A 21,300-nucleotide genomic window follows, 5' to 3' on the forward strand; every position below is an offset into this window, starting at 1 on the left:
TACGGAACGACGAAGCTCCTGGTAGACGGGTTCTCGACCAAGATCACCCGTGTCCGCCAGGAGCTTCGCGTGCTTGGGGTGAGGTGCCAGATGGGGGCGCTCTGCTGGTGGTAGTCACGGGCCAGCAGGCTGAACTGGCGTTCCGTCACCACGCCCGGGTGGGCGTGGAGGGCGGTGACGCAGCGGTCCCACGGCCAGTCCTCCTCCACCGGGGGGACGATGCCGTGCGCGGTCAGTGCCGACATCAGGTCGCCGATCGTCACGGGAGTGGGGTGGCTCGCGTGGTGGATCCCGGCCGGGAAGGGGTCCGAGGTGGTCGCCAGGGCCTCGATCAGGCGGGCCAGTTCCGTGACGCCGACCACCGACAGCAGCGCGCGGCCGCCGTCCCAGCGGGCCGGGACGCGGCTGACCAGTTCGGCCAGGGCCGGGACCACCCAGCGGTCGCCCGCGCCGAGCACCAGGCCCGGGCGCAGAACGACCCCGCCGGCGGCCAGGGCGGGGGCCTCCGCGGCCAGGCGGGTGCGGCTCGCGGGGGACACCGGATCCGGGACGATGCCGTCGACCTCGATGTCCCGGTGCGGCCGGTTGCCGTAGACCGCGGCGGTCGAGAGGTGGACCACGCGTTTCACGCCCGCCCGCGCGACCTCCGCCAACAGGGAAGCGGTACCCGCGACGTTGACCGCGCGGCACCGTTCCTCGTCCCGCCCGATGTAGGAGGCCAGGTGCACCAGCGCGGACGCGTCCTCGCAGACCCCCCGCAGCGAGCCGGGGTCGGTCAGGTCGGCGCGCACCCACTCCACGCCTTCGCGTTCGGCGCCGGGGACCCGCGCGAGGGCCCGTACACGGACACCGGGGCGGCCGGCCAGGGCCTCCAGCGTGGCGGAGCCGATGAAACCGGTGGCTCCCGTCAGAACGATCACGCTGGGCACGCCGGATATCTGCATGCCGCCGATTTTATCTAGGTGATCATCTGGGTATCTGCTGGGGTCCTCAACTGGGGCGCGTGTGACGGGAGTTGATGAATGTGTTCAACCGCGGCAGCGTTGCGGTTGAACACGTTGACCCGGATCGGGAGGTCCGGGCATTCTTCTGCCATCGCCGGGGAAAACCCCGGTGGGAATGACCAGGCAGATGGGAAGTGAATCTCATGGAGAACGTCGACTTCGACGACATCGAGTTCATCGAGACCGCCGAGGAGCTCCTCGCGACCTCGTACTACAAGAACATCCAGTAATTCCTGTTCTTGCAGTAATGCCTGCGTGAAGGGCGGCGTCGATTCAGACGCCGCCCCTTCGCGGTTGTGTGGACCGATGCGTTGGATCAGTGGGATGGGTGGTGTTCCGTGATGGTGGGATCGGTTGGATCGGATTGGGAAGAGCGTGTCGGTGCTCTCTGGGAGCAGCTGGACGAGCATGAGGAAGAGAAATTCATCGCCGCGGTGGAAGCGCTCGTCGGCGAGCTGCCCGCCGGGGACGCGCGGGGCCCCTTCGAGCGGGCCTGCGCCTATGACTCGACCGGGTACAGCGACCTGGCCGCGCCCCTGTACCGCGAGGCGCTCGCCGCCGGGCTGACCGGGGTGCGGCGCCGGCGTGCCGTCATCCAGCTGGCCAGCTCGATCCGCAACCTCGGCCGGGCGGCCGAGAGCGCAGCCCTGCTGGAGGACGAGCGAGCGGCGGGGACGGACCTCCTCGACGACGCCGTGACCGGGTTCCTCGCCCTCGCGCTGGCCGACACCGGGCGGGAGCGCGAGGCGCTGTCGCTCGCGCTCGTCGCGCTCGCCCGCCACCTCCCGCGCTACAACCGCTCGCTCGCCAACTACGCCCGCGAGCTGTCCGAGCCGGAGACCGGCCCGACCCCCTCCTGAGGAGCCCGCGGGCGCCCGGGCGCCCGCTCCGCTGCCCCCGTGCGGCCCCGACCCACCGGTCGGGGCCGCTCTGCTTTTGCCGGTCCGTTCAACCGCGTTGGCGTGCAGTTGAACGCCGTTGACCCTTTTCCCGGGTGCGGGCATTCTCATTTCACCGGCCGGGAAAACCCGGACGGTGGGAGAAGGAAACCGAAGGGAAGTGAATCTCATGGAGAACGTCGACTTCGACGACATCGAGTTCATCGAGACGGCCGAGGAGCTGCTCGCCACCTCCTACTACAAGAACATCCAGTAATTGTTCTTGAAGTAGCGCTGTGGCGGAGGGCGGCGCCGGAAGGCGCCGCCCCTCCCCCGGCCTGATTTTCTTTCGAGGAGAGCTCGGTATGGCGAACTACGCATTCGCAGATCTGGTGGGAGACGAGCAGGTCTTCTTCACCGAATACTTCAACAAGAAGCCCATGCTGCGGAAGAGCGCCGTGCCGGGGGACCCGCGCGACATCCTCTCGCACCGCAAACTGGACCAGCTGGTCAACCTGGAGGTCGTCCGGCCGCCCTACATCAAGGTCAACCTCAAGGGCAACGGCGTCCCCGAGCAGGGGTACACCCGCAACGTGGTCGTCCAGGGCCAGACCATCACCGACGTGGTCGACCCCGAGAAGATCTACGAGCTGTTCCGGGCCGGCGCGACCGTCACCTGGTGCTCGCTCAACCAGATCGTCCCGGAACTGCGCGACTTCACCCGCGTCATCAGCGAGCGCATGGCGGTGCGCACCGACTCGGTGGCGTTCCTGACGCCCACCGGCAAGAAGGGCTACCCGCCGCACCACGACCCGGTCGACCTCTTCATCGTCCAGCTCGAGGGCACCAAGCACTGGAAGCTGTGGAACCCGCCGGCCGAGCGCCTCGGGGACAACGCCCAGTACACCCTCGAAGGACTGGGGGAGCCGGACATCGAGGTCTCGCTGCAGCCCGGCGACGTCCTCTACCTCCCCTACGGCACCCCGCACGCCGCGGCCGCCGAGGGCAAGGCCTCGCTGCACCTGTCCGTCATGATGCGCCCGCGCATGTGGAAGGACCTGCTGCGCCAGACCGTCGAGGAGCTCATCGCCGCCGACGAGTTCAATGCGTACCCCTACATCGGGGAACTGCGCTCGTCCGACGTGGAGACCGGCTTCGGCGAGAAGGTCGCCGCCCTCGCCGCGCGGCTGCAGACCGTGGCCGCCGGCGCAGAACTGGACCGCCTCGCCGACCTCGGCCGGCACATGGAGGGCAGCTCCGAGGGCCACACCTTCCAGTCCATCGCGGACATGGACGAACTCGGCCCGGACGCCCGCCTGCGGCGCGGCAGCGCGCCCCTGGAGTTCGGTGTCAGCGACAACGGCCGGACCCAGATGACCGTCAACGGTCACAAGATCGCGGTACCCACACCGATCGCCGAAACCCTGGCCGCGCTCGGCCCGGACGCGTCGATCGCGGCGTCCCTCATCTTCCCCGGAGTGGACGCGCTCCGTTCGACGAAGGCCGCGCAAGGACTCACCCGCCTGGGTGTGTTCGAACTGGCCGCGGCCGGCTGACGAGCTGCCGGTACCGGACCTGTCCCGTCGCGGACCACCGGACCATCCCCCCGGTGGTCCGCGACGGGCGTCCCCGTGCACGACTGGAGGCAAGAGACGGTGGAGACGTACTCCTTCGAGGATTTCGTCGGCGACCGGGACGTGTTCCTCGCCGAGCATTTCGACAAGAAGCCGCTGCTGCGCAAGGGGGCACTGGCGGGCCGGCTCGACGGCCTCCCCTCCGTGCGGCAGCTCGACGACGTACTGGCCCTGGAGACGACTCCGCCCTCCTACCTCCGGGTGACCAAGGGCGGCAAAGGCGTGCCCAGCGGCGCCTACACGCGGACGGTGGCGCGCGGAGCCGCGCTCGCCGAGGCGGTCAACCCGGAGAAGGTCTACGAGCTGTTCCGCTCGGGCTCCACCGTCACCTGGAACTCCCTGCACCACGTGCTGCCCTCGGCCCGCCGGCTGCTCGCGCCGTTCACCGACACCTTCGCCTGCGAGGGCGAAGTGGTCCTCTTCGTCACGCCCGCGCGCAACGACGGCTTCTCCCCGCACCACGACTCGATCGACGTGTACGTCGTCCAGGTCGACGGCACCAAGACCTGGCGGGTGTGGGCCACCCCCGAGGTCCGCCGGGGCGACGAGGGCTCGTACACGCCCGAGGAGCTCGGCGAGCCCGTCATCGAGGTGACGCTGGCCCCCGGCGACGTGCTGTACGTGCCGCACGGCACCCCGCACGCGGCCGCCGCGAAGAGCGAGCTGTCCCTGCACCTGTCCGTCGGGGTCGAACCCCGGCGCTGGCGCGACCTGCTGAAGGACACCGTCGCGGCCGTGGTCGAGGACGAGGCCTTCCACGCCTTCCCGTACCTCGCCGACGGGGAGGACGGCACGGCCGCCGCCGGCCTGGGCCGGCAGATCGAACTCCTCCGGGACCGGCTCGCCCACCTGGAGCCCGTCTCGGAGGCCAAGCGCCTCGCACGGGTGGGGCGCGAGCGGTCCGGAGGCGGCCGCACCCGGGAGTTCGCCCGGCTGCACGCCGTCGACGCGCTGACCACCGACTCGCTGGTGCGGCGCAGCGACGCCCCCGTGGAGATCGGCGACAGCGACGGGACGAAGACCGGGATCCGGGTGGGCGGGCGCCGGCTCGCGGTGCCCGACGCCGTCGCCCGTTCGCTGCGCGACCTCGACGGCGGGCGCCCGGTCGCCACCTCCGAGTTCTTCCCCGGCGTGGACCCCGCCCGCTCGCTGAGCGCGGCCCGGGGGCTGGCCCGGATCGGGGTCCTCGAAGCCGCCGAGCACGCCGTGTTCCCCGTACCGCGGGAGAACGGCCCACCGCCGGGCCAACCGGGCAACCCGAGCAGCCCGAGCAGCCCGACCAACCCGAGCGTCCCGCACACCGCCACCCACACCGACGACCAGGGGAAGTGAGCCACGAGATGGCCATCGACACCCGAACTCCGGCCACCACCGAGGCCTCCCCGCCCCCCTCCCGGCGGGCCTGGCGCGAGGTGTACATCCTCGCCGGGATGCGCGGCCTGTCCTTCGCGGGCGACATCGCCGCCGAGACGGCCATCGCCCTCCAGCTCCAGGCCCAGGGCGCCGGCTCCTACGCCATCATGGCGCTGCTGCTGTCCGCGACCGTCCCGCCCGTCCTGCTGTCGCCGCTGACCGGCCGGTTCGCCGACCGCTTCGACAGCCGCAACCTCATCGTGGTCGTCGGCGCGCTGCAGGCCCTGATCTGCGTGGCCATGACGATCTGGACCTCGCCGGTGGTCCTCATCGGGCTCTCCGCGCTGCTGTCCTCCGGACTCGCCTTCACCCACCCGGTGTTCGGCGCCCTGCCCAGCGCGATCGTCGGCAAGGAGAACGTGCCGCGCGCCTCCTCGATCTCGCAGACCACCGCCATGGCGGGCATGGTCGCCGCGCCCGGCATCGCCGGCATCCTCATCGGCCGCTTCGGGATCTCCATCCCGCTGCTGATCGACGCCCTGAGCTTCGGGGCGGTCGTCGTCGGCGGACTGCTGATCAAGACCCGGCTGCACAAGGACCGGGGCTCCGCGAAGTCCGCCGCCGGGGACGGCGACGAACCCGCGAAGGCCCCGTACAAGGTGACGTCCGACCGCTTCCTGACCGCCGTGCTCATCCTCAGCGGCGCCGTGATGGCGGCCGCGAGCATCATCAACGTCCTCATCGTCTTCTACGTCCGCGAGGACTTCGGGGCCTCCGAGGAGACCTTCGGGCTGATCATGTCGGCCTGGATGCTGGGCCTGATCCCGGGCGGGATGCTGGTGCGCCGCGCGAAGAACCTGCGCCACGAGACCGTCCTGATCGGCACGTTCGTGTGCATCGCCGTGGCCATCCTGGGCACGGGCCTCGCGCCGGGCGTCTGGTGGATCGTCCCCTTCTACGTCCTCGGCGGCATCGGCAACGGCGCCCAGGCCACCGTGACGCACATCCTGCTCAACGTCCGGGTCCCCGACACGCACCGCGGCCGCGCCTTCGCCGCGCTGGGCGCCGTCTCCAACACCGGTCCCGCCATCGGCTACGTGGTCGGCGGCGCGGCGATGACCCTGATGGCCCCGCGCTACGGGTTCCTCGCCGCCGGGGTGTTCTGCCTGATCGCGCTGGCCCTCTTCAGCGGGCGGGTCCTGAAGTCGGCCGACGCGGACCGGGCCGACGCGGACCGGGCCGACGCCGACCGGGCCGACGCGGGCCTCAAGGCGGAGACCGTCTGATGACGGTGGTCTCGGAACCGGCCGCGGGCGCCCCCGCCCTCCCGGACGACGTGGAACTCGACCTCTCCGTACGACCCCAGGACGACTTCTACCGGTTCGTGAACGGGCACTGGACGGACCACCACGTCCTGCCCGCCCACCGGGCCGAGGCCACCACCCTGACCCTCCTGTCCGACCGGGCGGAGGCCGACGCGGAGGCCGTGATCCTGCGCGCGGCCTCCCGCGCCGGGTCCGCCGCCGACCCGGCCGGCCGCCGCATCGCCGCCCTGTACGCGAGCTTCATGGACGAGGACCGCATCGAGGACCTCGGCGCCGCCGGGGCTTTCGCCGCCGACCTCCGGGCGGTCGAAGCGGCCGCCACCCCGGCCGGACTCGCCGCGGTACTGGGCCGGCTGCAGGCCCAGGGCATCGGCGGGGCGGTGGACTTCACGGTCGCCGTGGACACCGCCGACGCCGACGGCTACGTCCTGGTCCTCTCCCAGGCCGGGCTCGGCCTGCCCGCCGCCGCCTACGGCGACGACCGGGACGGCGGGGAGCTGCGCGGGCGCTACCTCGGCCACCTCGCGGTGATGTGGGCGCACGCGGGACTCCCCGAGCCCGCCCGCGCGGCCGCCTCGGTCCTGGCGGCGGAGACCGGGCTCGCCGCCGGGCACACCGCGCCCCGGCCGGGCGCCGCGCCGCGACCGCTGTCGCTGACCGCCGCCGAACTGGCGTGCCGGGCCGGCGGGTTCCCGTGGGGGGCGTGGCTGGCCGCGCTGGGCGGCGTACCCCGGGAGGCGACCGTACGGATGCGCCAGCCGGGATTCCTCGACGCGCTCGACGCGTGGTGGACCGGGCACGGCCTGGACGAGCTCAAGCGGTGGGTGTGCTGGCGCTACGTGCACGAGATGGTGCCCTTCGGGCCGCGCCGGGTGTTCGCCGACAACTTCGCCTTCTACGGGCAGCTGCTCAACGGGTTCACCGAGCCGAGGCCGCGCCGCATCCGGGCCGTCTCCTTCGTCGAGACCTTCGCCGGCGACGCGGTGGGCGAGCGGTACGTCGCCGAACACCTGGCCCCGGGCACCGTGGCGGCCGTGCGCGAGCTGGCCGGGGAGCTGGCCGACGCCTACCGGCGGCGCCTGGAGCGGGCCGACTGGATGTCCCGGGCCACCCGGGACGCGGCCCTGGCCAAGCTCGACGCGATGGTGTTCGAGATCGGCGCCCCGCGCGGGAGCGCGGACGGCGCGGGCCCGGACCGCGAGCCGTTCGACCCGGCCGACCTGGCCGGCAACGTCAAGCGCGGACGGGCCCGGCGCATCGCCGGGGAACTGGCCCGCCTCGGCGGCCCCGTCGACCGCTCCGAGTGGAAGATCCACCCGCACCAGGTCACCGCGTACTACCGGCACGGGCTCAACCAGGTCGTCGTCCCCGCCGGACTGCTGCGGCCGCCTGTCTTCGACCCGGCGGGCGATCCGGCCCGCAACTTCGCGGTGCTCGGCTCGATCATCGGCCACGAGATGTCGCACGCCTTCGACAGCAAGGGCTCGCGCTACGACGGGCGGGGCCGGCTGCGCGACTGGTGGGCGCCGGCCGACCGGGCCGAATTCACCCGGCGCACCGCGCTCCTGGTCGCGCAGTACGACGGCTACGAGCCGGCCGGCCTGCCCGGACGGCGGGTCAGCGGCGCACGCACGGTCGGCGAGAACATGGCCGACATCGCCGGAGTCACCGTCGCCCTCGATGCGTTCGCCGCGCACGCGGGCGGCACCCCCGACACCGCCCGGACCAGGGAGTTCCTCCTGCACTGGGCCACGATGTGGCGGGCCCGGACCACCCCCGCCCGGCTCGCCGAGCGGCTCGCCTCGCCCCGGCACCCGCACCCGCCCGCCGAGTTCCGCTGCAACGGGGTCCTCGGCCACCTCGAAGCCTTCTACGAGGCGTTCGACGTGCGGCCCGGCGACGCGCTGTTCATCGACCCCGCTTCCCGCTTCTTCCTCCTGTGACTCTGTGAGGCCACGCCATGCTTCCTGCTGACATCGAGCTGCTGCCCGTGCTCGGGCCGCCCGCCCTCTCGCCCGACGGCCGCCACGTCGTCTTCGAGGTCACCCGCCCCGTCCTGGAGGCGGACGACTACACGACCGAGCTGCTGATCGCGGACACCGCCGGGGCGAGCGCGCCGCGCCGCCTCACCCAGGGCGCCTACGACGGCTGCCCGGCCTTCTCGCCCGACGGCCGCTTCCTCGCCTTCCAGCGCCCGGGCGCGCACGGCCGGGCCCAGATCCACCTCCTCCCGATGGACGGCGCCGGCGAGGCCTTCCCGGTCACCGACCACCCGATGGGCGCGGGCCAGCCCGTGTGGAGCCCCGACTCCACCCGGATCGCCTACACCAGTCGGATCCCCGAAGCGGGCCGTTACCAGGGCCCGGCCGAGGCGGAGGCACCGCGCCGGATCACCACGCTGCTCTACCAGATGGACGGGTTCGGCTACACGGCCGACCGGCCCCGGCAGGTCTTCGTGACGGACCCGTTCGCTCCGGCGGCCCCCGCCGTCCAGGTCACCGAAGGCCCGTACGACCACATGGACCTGGCGTGGAGCCCCGCCGGCGACCAGCTGGTCTTCGTCTGCGCCCGGCACGAGGAGGCGGGCGACGACTCCCGCAACGACATCTGGGCGTCGGCGCCCGACGGGAGCGGCCTGCGGCCCCTGACGCACGGCGGGATGTACCTGTTCACCCCGCGCTTCGCCGCCGACGGAGCCTCCGTGGTCTTCGTCGGCTCCGAGCTCGACAAGTTCAACCACTCCTGCGCCACCGCCACCTACGGCCTGTGGACGGTTCCGGTCAGCGCCCCCGGCGCCCTGCTCCCCGCCGCCGACGGGTCCGGCGCCCCGCGCCGGCTCACCGGCGGCGCCCACCACCTCAGCTTCGCCAGCCAGATGATCCGCCCGGCCGCCGACGGCGTGTACTTCGCGGGCGACCGGCGCGGCGAGGTCAACCTGGTCCTCGTCCCCTACGACGGCTCCGAGCCCGCGCCGGTCATCACCGGCCCCCGCCAGGTCAACGGCTACGCGGTCGCCGAGACCCCGGCGGGCCCCGTCATCGCGGCCGTGGTCACCAGCGCCGCGAGCGCCGGCGACCTGGTGGTGCTGAGCGGCGGCACCGAGCGCACGCTGACCTCCTACGGACGCGAGCTGACCGAGCGGACCTCCCTGCTGCCGATGCGGGAGTTCACCGCGACGGCGCCCGACGGCTACGAGCTCCAGGGCTGGGTGGTGCGCCCCGAGGGCCCCGGCCCGCACCCGGTGGTCTTCCAGGTCAAGGGCGGCCCCTTCACCCAGTGGGGCCACACCCTCAACGGCCCGGCCGCCTTCGACGAGGCGCAGGTGTACGCGGGCGCCGGCTACGCGGTCGTGCTCGGCAACCCGCGCGGCACCTCCGGATACGGCGCCGAGCACGGCGCGTACGTACGGGACGACCTGCCCGGCAAGTCCGCCGTCGACCTCCTCGCCCTGCTGGACGCCGCGCTGGCCCAGCCCGAACTGGACGCCTCCCGCGTCGGGGTGATGGGCGGCTCCTTCGGCGGCTACATGGCGGCCTGGTTCAACGCCCACCACGGCGACCGCTTCAAGGCGATGATCGGCGAGCGCGGCCTGTACGCCATCGACAGCTACGCGGCCACCAGCGACGACGGCGTCGACCTCGCGGTCGCCCTGTACGGGGCGGACCGCGAAGGCTGGGCGCGCCAGTCCCCGCTCACCTACGCGGACCGGATGAGCACCCCGATGCTGATCATCCAGTCCGAGGAGGACCGGCACTGCCCGCCGGAGCAGGCGCAGCGCCTGTTCACCGAGCTGCGCATGCGCGGGGTCCCCGCCGAGATGCTCCTCTTCCCCGGCGAGGGGCACGACATGTCCCGCTCCGGACTGCCCAGCCACCGCCTCGCCCGCTTCGCGGCGGTCCTGGAGTGGTGGGGGCGGCACCTGTGAGCGGCGTCGTCGACCTGGCCGTACTCGAAGACCTCCGAACGGACCGGAAGGACACTGCCATGACCAGCACGCTCGCCCAGCGGGCCGGCGGCCTGCGCGCCGACATCGACGGCGACCGGCTGCTGCGGCGCATCGCCCGGCTCGGCCGGATCGGGCTCGACCCCGAGACGGGCGGGATCACCCGCGAGGGCTTCGGAGCGGCCGACCGCGAGGCGCGCGCGTACCTGATGGACGAGGCGCGCGACGCGGGCCTCGTCCCGTCCGTGGACGCGGCGGGCAACATCGTCATCCGGCCGCGCCACACCCCGTACGGCGAGGGGCGCCAGGCCCTGATGATGGGCTCGCACCTCGACACCGTGGTCAACGCGGGCCGCCTCGACGGCGCGTACGGGGTGCTCGCCGCGCTGGAGGTGCTGCAGACCTTCGAGGAGTGCGGGATCGAATCCCCCTACGAGCCCGTGGCCGTGGCCTTCGCCAACGAGGAGGGTGCGCTCTTCCCGCAGCCCTTCTGGGGCTCGATGGCGGTCGCCGGCCGCCTCGCGGGGCTGCCGCGCGAACCCCGCGACCACCAGGGGCGCCGGCTGCGCGAGGAGCTGCGCCTGGCCGGCGGGGACCTCGACGCGCTGGGCAGCGCGTGCTGGCCGCACGGATCGATCGCCGCCTACCTCGAACTGCACGTGGAGCAGGGCCCGGTGCTGGAGCGCAGCGGCCGCCGGATCGGAGTCGTCGACGCCATCACCGGCCGCACCGTGCTGACCCTGGAGGTGCGCGGCGCCGCCGGGCACTCCGGGACCAGCCCGATGAAGGGCCGGCGCGACGCGATGGCCGCGGCGGCCCGGGTGGTGCTGGCCGCCGAGCACGTCGCCGGCGAGCGCGGGCTGTGCCGGGTGGCGACGGTCGGACGGATCGACCCCCACCCGAACACCCCGAACACGATCGCCGGATCGGTCCGGATGACCGTGGACCTGCGGGACACGGACGTGTGGAAGGCCGCGGCCGCCGAGGAGACCCTGCGGCGGATGCTGGACGCGATCGCGCGGAGCACCGGCACCGAGATCGAGGTGGTCGCCGAGACCCGCTCCGACCCGGTCTCCACGAGCGAGGTGCTGCGCGCCGCGATCGAGCGGAGCGCGGACGAACTGGGCCTGGCGCACGAGGTGCTGCCCAGCGGCGCCGGACACGACGCGCAGATGGTCGCGGACATCGCGCCCATCGGCATGATCTTCGTGCCGAGCCTGGGCGGCATCAGCCACGTGCCCGAGGAGGACACGGCTCCCGAGGACCTCGTCGCCGGGGCCCGCGTGCTCTTCCGTACGGCGCTGCGCACCATCGGGATCAGCCCGCAGGCGCGGCCGGCGGAGCAGGACCTGGCGCCGTCAAGGCCGTCACCGTCGCGGCCGTCGCGGCCGTCGAACGAGCTCAATACCACCGGGAGTTGAGGAGCCATGGAGACACTGGTCAAGAAGAGCGAGCGCATCGCGGTGTTCTGCGGCGCGCGGCCCGGGGTCCGTCAGGACCACGTGGACTTCGCGCACGGCTTCGGCCGGGCGCTCGCCGGGCGCGGTCTCGACCTGGTCTACGGCGCCGGCGGCGTCGGGGTCATGGGTGCCGTCGCGGACGGGGTGCTGAGCGGGGGCGGGGCGGTGACCGGGGTCGTGCCGCGCGCGCTGCACGAGCGGGAGCGGGCCGACCGGGCGCGCGGGGCGATTTTCATCGTGCGGTCCATGCACGAGCGCAAGGCGCTCATGTACCGGCTGTCGAACGGCTTCGCCGTGCTGCCGGGCGGGATCGGGACGCTGGACGAGCTGATGGAGGTGGCCACGTGGAACCAGCTCTCCCTGATGGAGAAGCCGATCGTGGTGGTCAACCACGCCGGCTTCTACGACCCGATGCTCGCGATGCTCGACCACCTCGTGGCCGAGGGGTTCCTGACGGCGGCCGAGCGCCGGCTGATCCGGTGCGCGGACAGTGCCGAGGAGGCCCTGGACCTGCTGGGCGCGCCCGGGGTGCTGGCCGCGGCATGACCGGCCGGGCCGGCCGGCGGGCCCCCGGACTATTCGGGGGCGGTCGGCAGGTAGCCGCGCTGCACCGCGTGGACCCCGGCCTGGAAGCGGCTCTGCGCGCCGAGGTAGGTCATCAGCCCGGAGGCGATGCGCCGGGCGGTGCGCGAGGAGACGCCCAGGCGGTGGGCGATGGTCTCGTCCGTGCAGCCCTGCGCGAGCAGCTTCAGCGCCTCGGCCTGCTGGCGGGTGAGCTCGCCCGGATCCGGCCTGGCCCGGGTGTCGAGGCAGTCGCCGGACTGCCAGACGCTCTCGAAGAGCGTGTACAAGGTGGCCACCATCCCCTGGGAGGTGACCTCGACCGCGCCGGCCGCGGTGTTGCCGGTGTCCGCCGCGATGATCGCCGAGGTGCGGTCGTAGATGATCATCCGGTTGGGCAGCGAGGGGACGGTACGGACCTGCGAGCCCTGGGCGACGAGCCAGCGCGCGTACTCCATGGTCTGCAGACAGCCGCGGATGGAGTCCAGGTAGACCGTGCGCATCTGCACGCCGCGCTCCAGCAACTGCTGGTTGAGCGGTCTGGAGGCGTTCATGTTCTCCGCGGTCTGGGGGCCGCCGGGCGCGAAGGTCAGGAGCTCCTGGGTGACCTGGCCGCGCAGGTTGGCGAGGTGGTCGCGGATGGAGTCGAGCCCGTCGAGGTAGCGCACCCCCGGGTCGACGGCGCTGCCCGTGTCCCGGCCGTCGTACTCCAGGATGAGCTGCGCCGCGGCCGCCCGGCTCGCCTCCAGCCGCTGCTGGCGGCTCGCGAGGTCCGCCTGCTGGCGGGCGAGCAGGATCTCCATGCCGACGTGCGGGCTGACCGCGTGCAGCCGGCTGCCGCCCTCCGTGGAGGCGCGCACGAGCGCCATCTCGCTGAGCCGGTCCAGGGCGGCGCGGACCGCGTCCGGCGTCAGATCGAGCTGACGGCTCAGATCTGCGACGTCCCGGGGTTTGGCGAGAATTCCCCGGTAGACGGATTCGGCGACTGCGTCGAGGCCGAGGAGATCAAGCATCGATGGCAACTCCGGTTCAGAGCCCGGATCCCGCGGGGATTTCAGGCACTGGTGGGGGCACTGGGCTGCGTAATTGCCCTGACGGTACGGGTCGATCGGACCCTCGGCAAGACGGCATCCGGAATCTCTCGGATCACGTTCCCCAGGGCCTTTTCCTGACCCTCGTTTTCGGAAAACTCATTCCACTACGGATCCGGACTCCCTCCCATGTATCTGGTTCACGTCCACCTGCGGCCCCCGCGCTCCGGCGCCCGCCTGCCCGCGCCGACGGCGGCGGCCATCGCCCGCAGCGCGGCGGGGCACGACGGCCTGGTCCACGTCAGCGTCCACCCGGATCCCGAAGCGGCTCCCGTGGTCGGGCTGTACGTACGGGCTCCGTCGCTGGCCGCGGCGGAAGCGGCCGCCCGGCGGCTGTGGCTGCACGCGGCCTCGGCGCACTCATCGCTGGGGGAGTGGGAACTGGAGCGGGCCGAGGTGCCGCTGCTGCCCGGCAGCGACCCGTGGAGCACGATCTGACGCCGCCCGCAGCCGAATGGCGAGCTGTTTGCCGGGATCTGACGGTTCCGTGGACGAAGCTGGACTGAGTATGCCAAGGCCGGATTGCCCGTCCCGGCGCCCCTTTCCCCGCCGCTCGCACCGGCCGCAGACTCCTGCCTGTCAGCGAAACACAGGCCGGCTGAAAAGGCGGAAACCACATGTCTTTCGAAAACGCTCGCAGAATCGTCCGGGGCGCGATCCTCTCCGGAATTCTCGCCGCCTGCACCACCGTCGGAGCGGCCGCCGCCCACGCCGACACCACCACCCCCGCCGGCGGCCCGGCCTCCGCCGCCGTCCAGAACGCGCCCGGCCGGGCCGGACTGGACGACCTCGGCTGGCAGTGACCCCACCCCCTCATCCGCACCCGATCACCGAGGGGAAGACGATGGACGCAGAGAGCGCCGACCACCTGATCAGGTTCCGCGACCGGGGATATCTCGACCAGCCCGTGGAAAGCGTGGCCACGGACCGGATCACGGCCGGATTCTCGCCCCGCACGGGCGGCGAGGACGGGGAGTACGCGAAGACCCTCGCGGAAGCCGACGGCGAATTGCCGCCCATCCTGGTCCACCTGCAGACCATGCGCGTGATCGACGGCGCCCACCGGCTCCGCGCCGCGGCCCTCCGTGGCGAAACCCACATCCTCGTACGGTACTTCGACGGAGACCAGGGCGAGGCCGAGCTCCTGGCGGTCGCGGCCAACGTCACCCACGGGCGGCCCCTGACCGCCGCCGAGCGCACCGCCGCCGCGGGACGCGTCTTCGCCGCCCACCCCCACTGGTCGGACCGCGCGGTCGCGGCCGTCACCGGACTCTCCGCCCGGAGGATCTCCCAGCTCCGCAAGGGCACCGCCGCGGCCGAGACCGGCCACCGCGTCGGCCGCGACGGCCGGGCCCGGCCCGTCGATCCCTCCCGCGGCCGTGAACTGGCCGGCGAACTGCTGCGCAGCAACCCCGGCGCCTCGCTGCGCCGGATCGCAGCCGAGGCCGGGCTGTCCCCGGCGACCGTGGCCGACGTACGCGACCGGATCCGGCGCGGGGAGGATCCCGTACCGGCCCGTCGCACGGACGCCGCGACCGTCCGCCGGCGCCCTTCCGCCGCCTCCGCGTCCCCTTCTTCTCCGGCCCCGTTCCCGGCCGCCGACCCGATCTCGCTCGCCGCCCGGCGCGGCGCCTCTCCGCGCCGCCCCGCCGCCGACCAGCAGCACGCCCCCGACCGGCTGCTGCGCATCTTCGAATCGCTGCGCCGGGACCCCTCCCTGCGGCTGAGCGAGTCCGGCCGCGACGTGCTGCGGATGCTCGGGGCCTGCGCGCTGGTCGCCCAGCACCGGGAGAAGATCGCGGCGAGCCTGCCGACGCACTGCAAGGAGCCGATGGCCCAGCTCGTCCAGGGCTACGCGGGTCTGTGGGGGCTGCTGGCCGACGAACTGGCCTGCGCGGGGGCGGCCGAGGCCTCGTGAGCACGGAAATCGGCTGAACGGCGGAGCACGGGCGCCCTACAGTGGCGCCGCCCTCCCGCCCGCCACGCCCCGCCGCGCCGCGTCTCGTAGGGAACGCCGGCACGCAGCAGCAAGGAAGACGCACATGTGGGACATCATCAGGCTCACCGCCGCCGAGACCGCCGGGAAGATCGCCTCCGGGGAGCTCACCGCGGTACGGGTCACCGAGGCGCATCTGGCCCGGATCGAGCAGACCGACGAGAAGGTACGCGCCTTCCTGCACGTGGACCGCGAGGGAGCCCTCGCACAGGCGGCCGCCGTCGACGCCCGGCGGGCAGCCGGCGCGCGGCTCGGCCCGCTGGCCGGCGTACCGCTCGCCCTCAAGGACGCCTTCACCACCGTCGGCATCCCCACGACCTGCGGCTCGAAGATCCTCGAGGGGTGGATCCCGCCCTACGACGCCACGTTGACGCGCAAGCTGAAGGAGGCCGGCGTCGTCATCCTCGGCAAGACCAACATGGACGAGTTCGCCATGGGGTCCTCCACCGAGAACAGCGCCTACGGGCCGACGGGCAACCCCTGGGACCTCAACCGGGTCCCCGGCGGCTCCGGCGGCGGCTCGGCGGCCGCGCTGGCCGCCTTCCAGGCACCGCTCGCCGTCGGCACGGACACCGGCGGCTCGATCCGCCAGCCCGCCGCGCTCACCGGCACCGTCGGGGTGAAGCCCACGTACGGCGGGGTCTCCCGCTACGGGCTGGTGTCCTACTCCTCCTCCCTCGACCAGGGCGGCCCGTGCGCCCGCACCGTCCTGGACACCGCGCTCCTGCACGAGGTGATCGCCGGCCACGACCCGCTCGACTCCACCTCCATCGACGCCCCGGTCCCGCCGGTCGTCGAGGCGGCCCGGTCCGGATCGGTCGAGGGCATGCGGGTGGGCGTCGTCAAGCAGTTCGCCGGCGAGGGCTACCAGGATGGCGTGATCTTGAGGTTCCGGGAGTCGGTGGAACTGCTGGAGGAGCTCGGTGCCGAGATCGTGGAGCTGGACTGCCCGTCCTTCGACCTCGCGTTGGCCGCCTACTACCTGATCGCCCCCTCCGAGGCCTCCTCCAACCTCGCCCGCTTCGACGCCCTGCGCTACGGCCTGCGCCTCGGCGACGACACCGCGCTGTCCGCCGAGGAGGTCACCTCGCTGACCCGCGGGGCCGGCTTCGGACCGGAGGTCAAGCGCCGGATCATCCTCGGCACGTACGCGCTCAGTTCCGGCTACTACGACGCGTACTACGGCTCCGCCCAGAAGGTCCGCACGCTCATCATGCGGGACTTCGACCGGGCGTTCACCGAGGTGGACGTGATCGTCTCCCCGACGATGCCGACCACCGCCTTCCCGATCGGCGAGCGGGTCGACGACCCGCTCGCCATGTACCTCGCCGACCTGTGCACCATCCCGACCAACCTGGCCGGCAACTGCGCCATGTCGCTGCCCTGCGGCCTGGCCCCGCGCGACGGCCTCCCGGTCGGACTGCAGATCATCGCCCCGGCCATGAAGGACGACCGGCTGTACAAGGTCGGCGCCGCCGTCGAGGCGGCCTTCGTCCGGCGCTGGGGCCGGCCGCTGCTCGACGAGGCCCCGTCACTCGCCTGACCCACCAGGAGGATGCCCGCCATGACCGTCATGACCACCGCACACGTCCGCCAGATCGAAGCCCTGCTCTCCCACGACATATCCGGTGTCGTCGACGCGGTGGTCACCACCTCCCGCGACGAGGCCGGGGCGCTCGCCTTCCACCTCGTGGTCGGCCCGCCCGACCGCCCGCGGGAGTGCGACCGCATCGAGTTCACCCTCGATCCGGAGCACGCCCGGGCGCTCCTCGCGGGCGGGCCCGGGCGGCCGGCGCCGGTGCCCTGCCGGGTCGGAGTCGAGTTCGGGGCGGCCCGCTGACGCGGCCCTCAACGGGCGGTCCCCAACGGGCGGTCCTCAGCGGGCCGTCCAGCCGCCGTCCACCGGGACGGTCGCGCCGACGACGAAGGACGCCTGGTCGCTCAGGAGCCACGCCGCCGCGTACGCGATCTCGCGCGGGTCCGCCGTGCGCGGCAGCGGGGCCCTGGAGTGCAAGTGCTCCTCCAGGCCCGGGTTCAGGTCGAACCACTGGCCCATCATCTCGCTGCGCGTGGTGCCGGGCGCGATGGCGTTGACCCGGATCCCCTGGGCGGCGTACCCGCAGGCGGCCTTCGTCAGACCGATGACCGCGTGCTTCGACGCGATGTACGGGGCGCCCGCCGGGGTGCCGACCAGTCCCGCGACGCTGCTGTTGTTCACGATCGCCCCGCCGCCGGGCAGCATCGCGGCGATCTCGTGCTTCATGCAGTTCCAGGTGCCGAGCACGTTGGTGGCCATCACGGCCTCGAAGTCCGCGTCCGGCGTCAGGTGCAGCGGCTCCGGAACGGTCCCCAGCCCCGCGTTGTTGAAGGCGGCGTCCAGCCCTCCGAAGAGCTCCACCGCCCTGGCCACCGCCCGCTCGACCTCCTCGCCGCGCGACACGTCGGCGACCGCGTAGTCGGCGGTGTGGCCCTGGTCCGTCAACTCTCGGGTCAGCGCGACCAGTTCCTCCTCGCGCCGGGCGGTGACGAGCACCGATGCGCCCTGTTCGCAGAACACCCGGGCCGCGGCCGCGCCGATTCCGCTGCTCGCGCCGGTGATCAGGGCGCGCCTGCCCGTGAGGAGGCCGGTCTGTTCCTTCATCGGGAAGCTCCGCATCATTGGCTGGAAACAGCTCCCTTGGGAGCACCCAGCAGCACGGGCAGGGTGCGGTGGCCGTTCGAGACGAACGAGAACTTGGGCCGCAGTTCCCCGGCCGGCACGGCCAGGGCGAGATCGGGGAAGCGGTCGAAGAGGCCCGACAGCGCGATGGAGACCTCCATGCGGGCCAGGTTCAGACCGAGGCAGTGATGCGCTCCGTGACCGAACGACACGTGGTCGGCGCGGGTGGCGCGGGTGATGTCGAAGGCGTCCGCGTCGGCTCCGTGGGCCGCGGGGTCGCGCCCCGAACCCGCGAAGCAGATGACGATCGGGTCGCCCTGCGGGATCCGCACGTCGTCGTCGATCTCGATCGCCTCGACGGCGTAGCGCAGGATGCTGTGCGCGCCGGGCGGGTCCACGCGCAGGGATTCGTCGATCACGTCCTGCCAGGAGGCCCGGCCGGTGCGTACGAGCGCGAGCTGCTCGGGGTGGGTGAGCAGGGAGGCGACCGCGTTGTCGATGAGGTTCGCGGTCGTCTCGTACCCGGCGGTGAACAGCAGGATGAGGTTGTCGAGGAGTTCCTTCTCGCTGATTTCCGCCGAGCCGGAGTCGCGCGCGGAGATGAGTCCCGAGGTCAGGTCATCGGCGGGATTCTTCCTTTTGTAAGCGACGAGCTCGTTCATGGTCTCGTACATGGCGACCCCGTTCGCCATCGCGTCTTCGGGGGTGATCGAAGTGGCGAAGAACCCCGCGATGATCCGCTGTAGGGGATCCCGGGCGGAATTGGGTATTCCGAATAGCTCGCAGACCACGGCGTTCGGCAGTATTTGGGCGAATTCGGCGCAGAGGTCCACGGGAAGGCCGGCCGGAGCGAGCTCCAGCCGGTCGAGCAGACCGGCGGTGATCTCCTCGACCCGCGGGCGCAGGGCCGCGACCCGGCGCGTGGTGAACTCCCCCGCCACGGGCTTGCGCAGGCGTGCGTGCTCCTCGCCGTAGGCCGTGACCATGTTCTGGACCGAGACCCAGATGGCCAGCGGCCACTCCTGGGAAACCTCCCCGCTGATCCATGCGGGCCAGTGCCTGTACGCGTCCTTCGACACCCGGGGATCGGTGAGCAGCCGTTTGACGAGCGCGTAGTCGGTGATCGACCACGCCTCCACCCCGCCGGGGAGCACGACCCTCACGGCTCGGCCCCGAGACCGGATTTCCTTGATCTCTCCGTGGATGTCCTGGCCGAGCGGATCGATGACGAACGGGCACTGCCTGCTCACAGGAGTATCCCTCCTACAGCTTCTTCCGGTGTGGAGTCACGACGACGTCACAGGCTGGCATGTTGGAGGTCTTACCGCCACTTCGCACACACGGAGTCTCGCCGACTGGATCGGCAGATACCGCTTGGGGTTTTGCTGTAAAGGGGAGGAGATCAGGCGGAAACGGGAATTCCCTCGAGAAGGGCGAGGAAGACCCGCTGGCCGCTCTGATGGCCCGTGACACTCAAGGAGAGGACGTTGTCCCCCGTCCGGGTAACCGGCTGCGCCTGGATCAGACAGGGCGTGTTGAACTCCGCGTAGCGGTCGAAGGACAGGCGCAGCGAAGTGGGGTACAGGCGGGTGCTGCCGGCGACGGCGAAGGCGGCCTGGTGCGTCGCCTCCATGAGGACCATCCCCGGTATGTGGTCGTTGGGGCGCGCGAAGAGCGTCGTGTTGCTGGTGTGTGCCCGCAGGGTCCAGCACCGGGGGTCCCTGGTGGGCGCCAGCAGGACATCGCTCGGGTCGGTTCGCAGGACGAGGGAGGGGTGCACCGGCTCGGGTACCGGAAGGAGCGGGCGGGCGTCCGCGTAGGCGCCCCGCATCCGACGGTACGCGGCGGGGGACGTGCAGGTCAGGCTGCCGTCGCCGGTGGCTATGACCCGGTCGTCCCGGACGAGGGCCATGTGGCAGGTCATTCCGGCGAACCGGGTGCCGCGGCGCCGGATCTCCGAGCAGGTCACTTCTATGTGCACCGGGGAGTCGTCGTTCGCGTCGACGAGACCGGGCTCGATCGTGTAGTTGAGGTCGGACATCAGGAAGTGGTGGCCGAGCGGGACGCCGAACTCGGCGTGGGAGATGAGGATCCCCGCCTGCCGGATGGCCTCCGCGATGAGGGTGGGGGAGCGAAAACCGTGCAGCGCGGTATGGAACGGGTGGTTTTCCGGCCAGCGCAGCGACACGGTGAAACGGTCGGTTCCGGTGCGTTCCCAGCTGGACAAGAAGACTTCTGAGGTCGCTGGACGGTGCACAAGCCAGTTGGGAACGGCCGAAGGCCTTGCTTCTGCGACCCCTGCTGGCTGTCTTTGGGTGCTTGTGTCCGCATATGACGTAATTAACATGGTCTCCCTCTCCGGGCTCAAGTCAAATTCGAGCCAGCGATGGTATGTCCCAGTCGCCGCAAGATACGTGCTGCCTGGTATAATTTGCAACGGCTGTTTTCGGTGACATGCTCAGTACCTCCGAGGAGGTGGAATATTGGCCGCCAGGAACGTGGAAGGAGCGAAGGTGTCCCAGAAGGAGCATTCCCGGCGAACCCGGCAATCGATCGTCGAGGCCGCCGGCGCGGTGTTCGCGGAGAAGGGCTTCAACGGGGCCACGATCGCCGACGTCTACCAGCGGCTCGGGCTGACCAAGGGCGCTTTCTACTACTACTTCAAGGGCAAGGAAGAGCTCGCCCAGGCCGTGCTGGCCAGCCAGATCGACACGGTCGGCTACCCGCTCGTGCCCCGGAGCACCCGGCTCCAGGAGATGATCGACTCGGGGATGCTCTTCGCCGTCCAGATCCGCACGGATCCGATCGTGCAGGGCAGTCTGCGGCTCTCGCTGGAGCGGGGCACCCATCATGCGGACCGCCTGCGCCCCTACCAGGACTGGATCGATCACAACCGGGCCGCGCTGGGCCAGGCCCGGGAGTGCGGCGAACTCCACGCGCACGTCGACCTGGACTCGGTCGCCGAGCTCTTCGTCGGCGCGTTCACCGGGATCCAGGTGCTCTCGGAAGTGCTGTGCGACTGGGACGACTTGGAAACGCGTACGTCCGTCCTCCTCAAGCACATCCTGCCGATCATCGCGCTGCCGGGAGTCCTGGCCGAGCTGGACATGGCCCCGGGCCGTGCCGAACGGGTCGTCGCCGACCTCGACCGGGTGCTCAAGGAACGGGCCGAAGCGCAGGTCGAGGCCGAGGAACAGGTCGTGGTCCGGGCCTAGCCCGTACGGGCAACCCCGTTCTCCCAAACCCGTTCTCCCAACGCCGGGCGTCATCGACGCCCGGCGGAGCTGTTTCCGGGGCGGGGCCGGCGCGAGTTCCGGACGACATCAGAACTTCCGATGACGGTTGCGTACCTTCATGCAGGTTTGTTTCCATGGGCGCGGCCCCGAGCCACACCAC

General features: G+C 72.0%; 18 protein-coding genes and 1 pseudogene. 14 read left to right on the plus strand and 5 right to left on the minus strand.

From position 1 onward, the window contains the following. Nucleotides 1-323: 323 nt before the first annotated feature. Nucleotides 324-944: pseudogene (locus DRB96_RS44470) on the minus strand (NAD-dependent epimerase/dehydratase family protein); the annotation flags it as partial. 401 nt (nt 945-1,345) lie between these two features. On the opposite strand from DRB96_RS44470, the gene DRB96_RS10810 reads away from it, so the two are divergent. From DRB96_RS10810 to DRB96_RS10845, 8 genes are all read left to right on the plus strand, one after another. Then, entirely contained in the window at nt 1,346-1,864 is a 519-nt protein-coding gene (locus DRB96_RS10810) for a tetratricopeptide repeat protein (protein ID WP_112448239.1), read from the plus strand. A gap of 383 nt (nt 1,865-2,247) precedes the next feature. Beyond that, nucleotides 2,248-3,438, plus strand: a complete 1,191-nt coding sequence (locus DRB96_RS10815) for a cupin domain-containing protein (RefSeq protein WP_112448240.1) — start codon at nt 2,248-2,250, stop codon at nt 3,436-3,438. 99 nt (nt 3,439-3,537) lie between these two features. Beyond that, nucleotides 3,538-4,848: a cupin domain-containing protein gene (locus DRB96_RS10820; RefSeq protein WP_162688755.1), complete on the plus strand. Its 1,311-nt coding sequence runs from the start codon at nt 3,538-3,540 to the stop codon at nt 4,846-4,848. A gap of 8 nt (nt 4,849-4,856) precedes the next feature. Beyond that, nucleotides 4,857-6,155, plus strand: coding sequence for an MFS transporter (locus DRB96_RS10825; protein WP_162688754.1), 1,299 nt, complete (start codon nt 4,857-4,859; stop codon nt 6,153-6,155). Continuing rightward, on the plus strand, nt 6,155-8,137 hold the full coding sequence (locus DRB96_RS10830; protein WP_112448243.1) for a M13 family metallopeptidase: 1,983 nt from the start codon (nt 6,155-6,157) through the stop codon (nt 8,135-8,137). The genes DRB96_RS10825 and DRB96_RS10830 overlap by 1 nt, the downstream gene beginning before the upstream one ends. Nucleotides 8,138-8,154: 17 nt before the next feature. After that, the gene (locus tag DRB96_RS10835) at nt 8,155-10,119 is read left to right on the plus strand and encodes a S9 family peptidase (RefSeq protein ID WP_112448244.1); all 1,965 of its coding nucleotides are present in this window, start codon (nt 8,155-8,157) and stop codon (nt 10,117-10,119) included. Nucleotides 10,120-10,178: 59 nt separating this feature from the next. Then, nucleotides 10,179-11,558 carry a Zn-dependent hydrolase gene (locus DRB96_RS10840; protein WP_112453331.1) on the plus strand — a complete coding sequence of 460 codons (1,380 nt, stop codon included), beginning with the start codon at nt 10,179-10,181 and terminating at the stop codon, nt 11,556-11,558. A gap of 6 nt (nt 11,559-11,564) precedes the next feature. Continuing rightward, nucleotides 11,565-12,143: a TIGR00730 family Rossman fold protein gene (locus DRB96_RS10845; protein WP_112448245.1), complete on the plus strand. Its 579-nt coding sequence runs from the start codon at nt 11,565-11,567 to the stop codon at nt 12,141-12,143. Nucleotides 12,144-12,172: 29 nt separating this feature from the next. On the opposite strand, the gene DRB96_RS10850 is transcribed toward DRB96_RS10845, so the two are convergent. Further along, complete coding sequence (locus tag DRB96_RS10850; RefSeq protein ID WP_112448246.1) at nt 12,173-13,171, minus strand: helix-turn-helix transcriptional regulator; 999 nt, start codon at nt 13,169-13,171, stop codon at nt 12,173-12,175. Nucleotides 13,172-13,378: 207 nt separating this feature from the next. On the opposite strand from DRB96_RS10850, the gene DRB96_RS10855 reads away from it, so the two are divergent. The 5 genes from DRB96_RS10855 (at nt 13,379) to DRB96_RS10875 (ending at nt 17,085) form a co-directional block, all read left to right on the plus strand. Further along, nucleotides 13,379-13,687 carry a hypothetical protein gene (locus DRB96_RS10855; RefSeq protein WP_112448247.1) on the plus strand — a complete coding sequence of 103 codons (309 nt, stop codon included), beginning with the start codon at nt 13,379-13,381 and terminating at the stop codon, nt 13,685-13,687. Nucleotides 13,688-13,866: 179 nt separating this feature from the next. Further along, a complete protein-coding gene (locus tag DRB96_RS10860) occupies nt 13,867-14,052 on the plus strand; it encodes a hypothetical protein (RefSeq protein WP_112448248.1) in 186 nt (61 codons plus the stop codon). 41 nt (nt 14,053-14,093) lie between these two features. Beyond that, complete coding sequence (locus tag DRB96_RS10865; protein ID WP_112448249.1) at nt 14,094-15,167, plus strand: ParB N-terminal domain-containing protein; 1,074 nt, start codon at nt 14,094-14,096, stop codon at nt 15,165-15,167. 124 nt (nt 15,168-15,291) lie between these two features. Further along, on the plus strand, nt 15,292-16,788 hold the full coding sequence (gene gatA / locus DRB96_RS10870) for an Asp-tRNA(Asn)/Glu-tRNA(Gln) amidotransferase subunit GatA (protein ID WP_112448250.1): 1,497 nt from the start codon (nt 15,292-15,294) through the stop codon (nt 16,786-16,788). A 21-nt stretch (nt 16,789-16,809) separates the two neighbouring features. Beyond that, nucleotides 16,810-17,085: a hypothetical protein gene (locus tag DRB96_RS10875; protein ID WP_112448251.1), complete on the plus strand. Its 276-nt coding sequence runs from the start codon at nt 16,810-16,812 to the stop codon at nt 17,083-17,085. Between the two features lie 36 nt (nt 17,086-17,121). On the opposite strand, the gene DRB96_RS10880 is transcribed toward DRB96_RS10875, so the two are convergent. The 3 genes from DRB96_RS10880 to DRB96_RS10890 all read right to left on the minus strand — a co-directional run bounded on the left by DRB96_RS10880 (nt 17,122) and on the right by DRB96_RS10890 (nt 20,251). Further along, on the minus strand, nt 17,122-17,886 hold the full coding sequence (locus DRB96_RS10880) for an SDR family oxidoreductase (protein WP_112453332.1): 765 nt from the start codon (nt 17,884-17,886) through the stop codon (nt 17,122-17,124). Between the two features lie 14 nt (nt 17,887-17,900). After that, nucleotides 17,901-19,154 (minus strand): cytochrome P450, encoded by a 1,254-nt coding sequence (locus tag DRB96_RS10885; RefSeq protein WP_112448252.1) that lies wholly within the window; start codon nt 19,152-19,154, stop codon nt 17,901-17,903. A gap of 152 nt (nt 19,155-19,306) precedes the next feature. Continuing rightward, complete coding sequence (locus DRB96_RS10890; protein WP_275431892.1) at nt 19,307-20,251, minus strand: ScbA/BarX family gamma-butyrolactone biosynthesis protein; 945 nt, start codon at nt 20,249-20,251, stop codon at nt 19,307-19,309. 166 nt (nt 20,252-20,417) lie between these two features. On the opposite strand from DRB96_RS10890, the gene DRB96_RS10895 reads away from it, so the two are divergent. Continuing rightward, on the plus strand, nt 20,418-21,119 hold the full coding sequence (locus DRB96_RS10895; RefSeq protein ID WP_162688700.1) for a ScbR family autoregulator-binding transcription factor: 702 nt from the start codon (nt 20,418-20,420) through the stop codon (nt 21,117-21,119). Nucleotides 21,120-21,300 lie beyond the last annotated feature (181 nt).

Source organism: Streptomyces sp. ICC1 (assembly GCF_003287935.1).
Lineage (GTDB): Bacteria > Actinomycetota > Actinomycetes > Streptomycetales > Streptomycetaceae > Streptomyces > Streptomyces tritrimontium.

Coding starts and splice junctions, on each gene's coding strand:
- DRB96_RS10810 (WP_112448239.1), top strand. CDS start 1,346: ATGGTGGGATCGGTTGGATCGGATTGGGAAGAGCGTGTCGGTGCTCTC.
- DRB96_RS10815 (WP_112448240.1), top strand. CDS start 2,248: ATGGCGAACTACGCATTCGCAGATCTGGTGGGAGACGAGCAGGTCTTC.
- DRB96_RS10825 (WP_162688754.1), top strand. CDS start 4,857: ATGGCCATCGACACCCGAACTCCGGCCACCACCGAGGCCTCCCCGCCC.
- DRB96_RS10830 (WP_112448243.1), top strand. CDS start 6,155: ATGACGGTGGTCTCGGAACCGGCCGCGGGCGCCCCCGCCCTCCCGGAC.
- DRB96_RS10835 (WP_112448244.1), top strand. CDS start 8,155: ATGCTTCCTGCTGACATCGAGCTGCTGCCCGTGCTCGGGCCGCCCGCC.
- DRB96_RS10840 (WP_112453331.1), top strand. CDS start 10,179: ATGACCAGCACGCTCGCCCAGCGGGCCGGCGGCCTGCGCGCCGACATC.
- DRB96_RS10845 (WP_112448245.1), top strand. CDS start 11,565: ATGGAGACACTGGTCAAGAAGAGCGAGCGCATCGCGGTGTTCTGCGGC.
- DRB96_RS10850 (WP_112448246.1), bottom strand. CDS start 13,171: ATGCTTGATCTCCTCGGCCTCGACGCAGTCGCCGAATCCGTCTACCGG.
- DRB96_RS10855 (WP_112448247.1), top strand. CDS start 13,379: ATGTATCTGGTTCACGTCCACCTGCGGCCCCCGCGCTCCGGCGCCCGC.
- DRB96_RS10860 (WP_112448248.1), top strand. CDS start 13,867: ATGTCTTTCGAAAACGCTCGCAGAATCGTCCGGGGCGCGATCCTCTCC.
- DRB96_RS10865 (WP_112448249.1), top strand. CDS start 14,094: ATGGACGCAGAGAGCGCCGACCACCTGATCAGGTTCCGCGACCGGGGA.
- gatA (WP_112448250.1), top strand. CDS start 15,292: ATGTGGGACATCATCAGGCTCACCGCCGCCGAGACCGCCGGGAAGATC.
- DRB96_RS10875 (WP_112448251.1), top strand. CDS start 16,810: ATGACCGTCATGACCACCGCACACGTCCGCCAGATCGAAGCCCTGCTC.
- DRB96_RS10880 (WP_112453332.1), bottom strand. CDS start 17,886: ATGAAGGAACAGACCGGCCTCCTCACGGGCAGGCGCGCCCTGATCACC.
- DRB96_RS10890 (WP_275431892.1), bottom strand. CDS start 20,251: ATGTTAATTACGTCATATGCGGACACAAGCACCCAAAGACAGCCAGCA.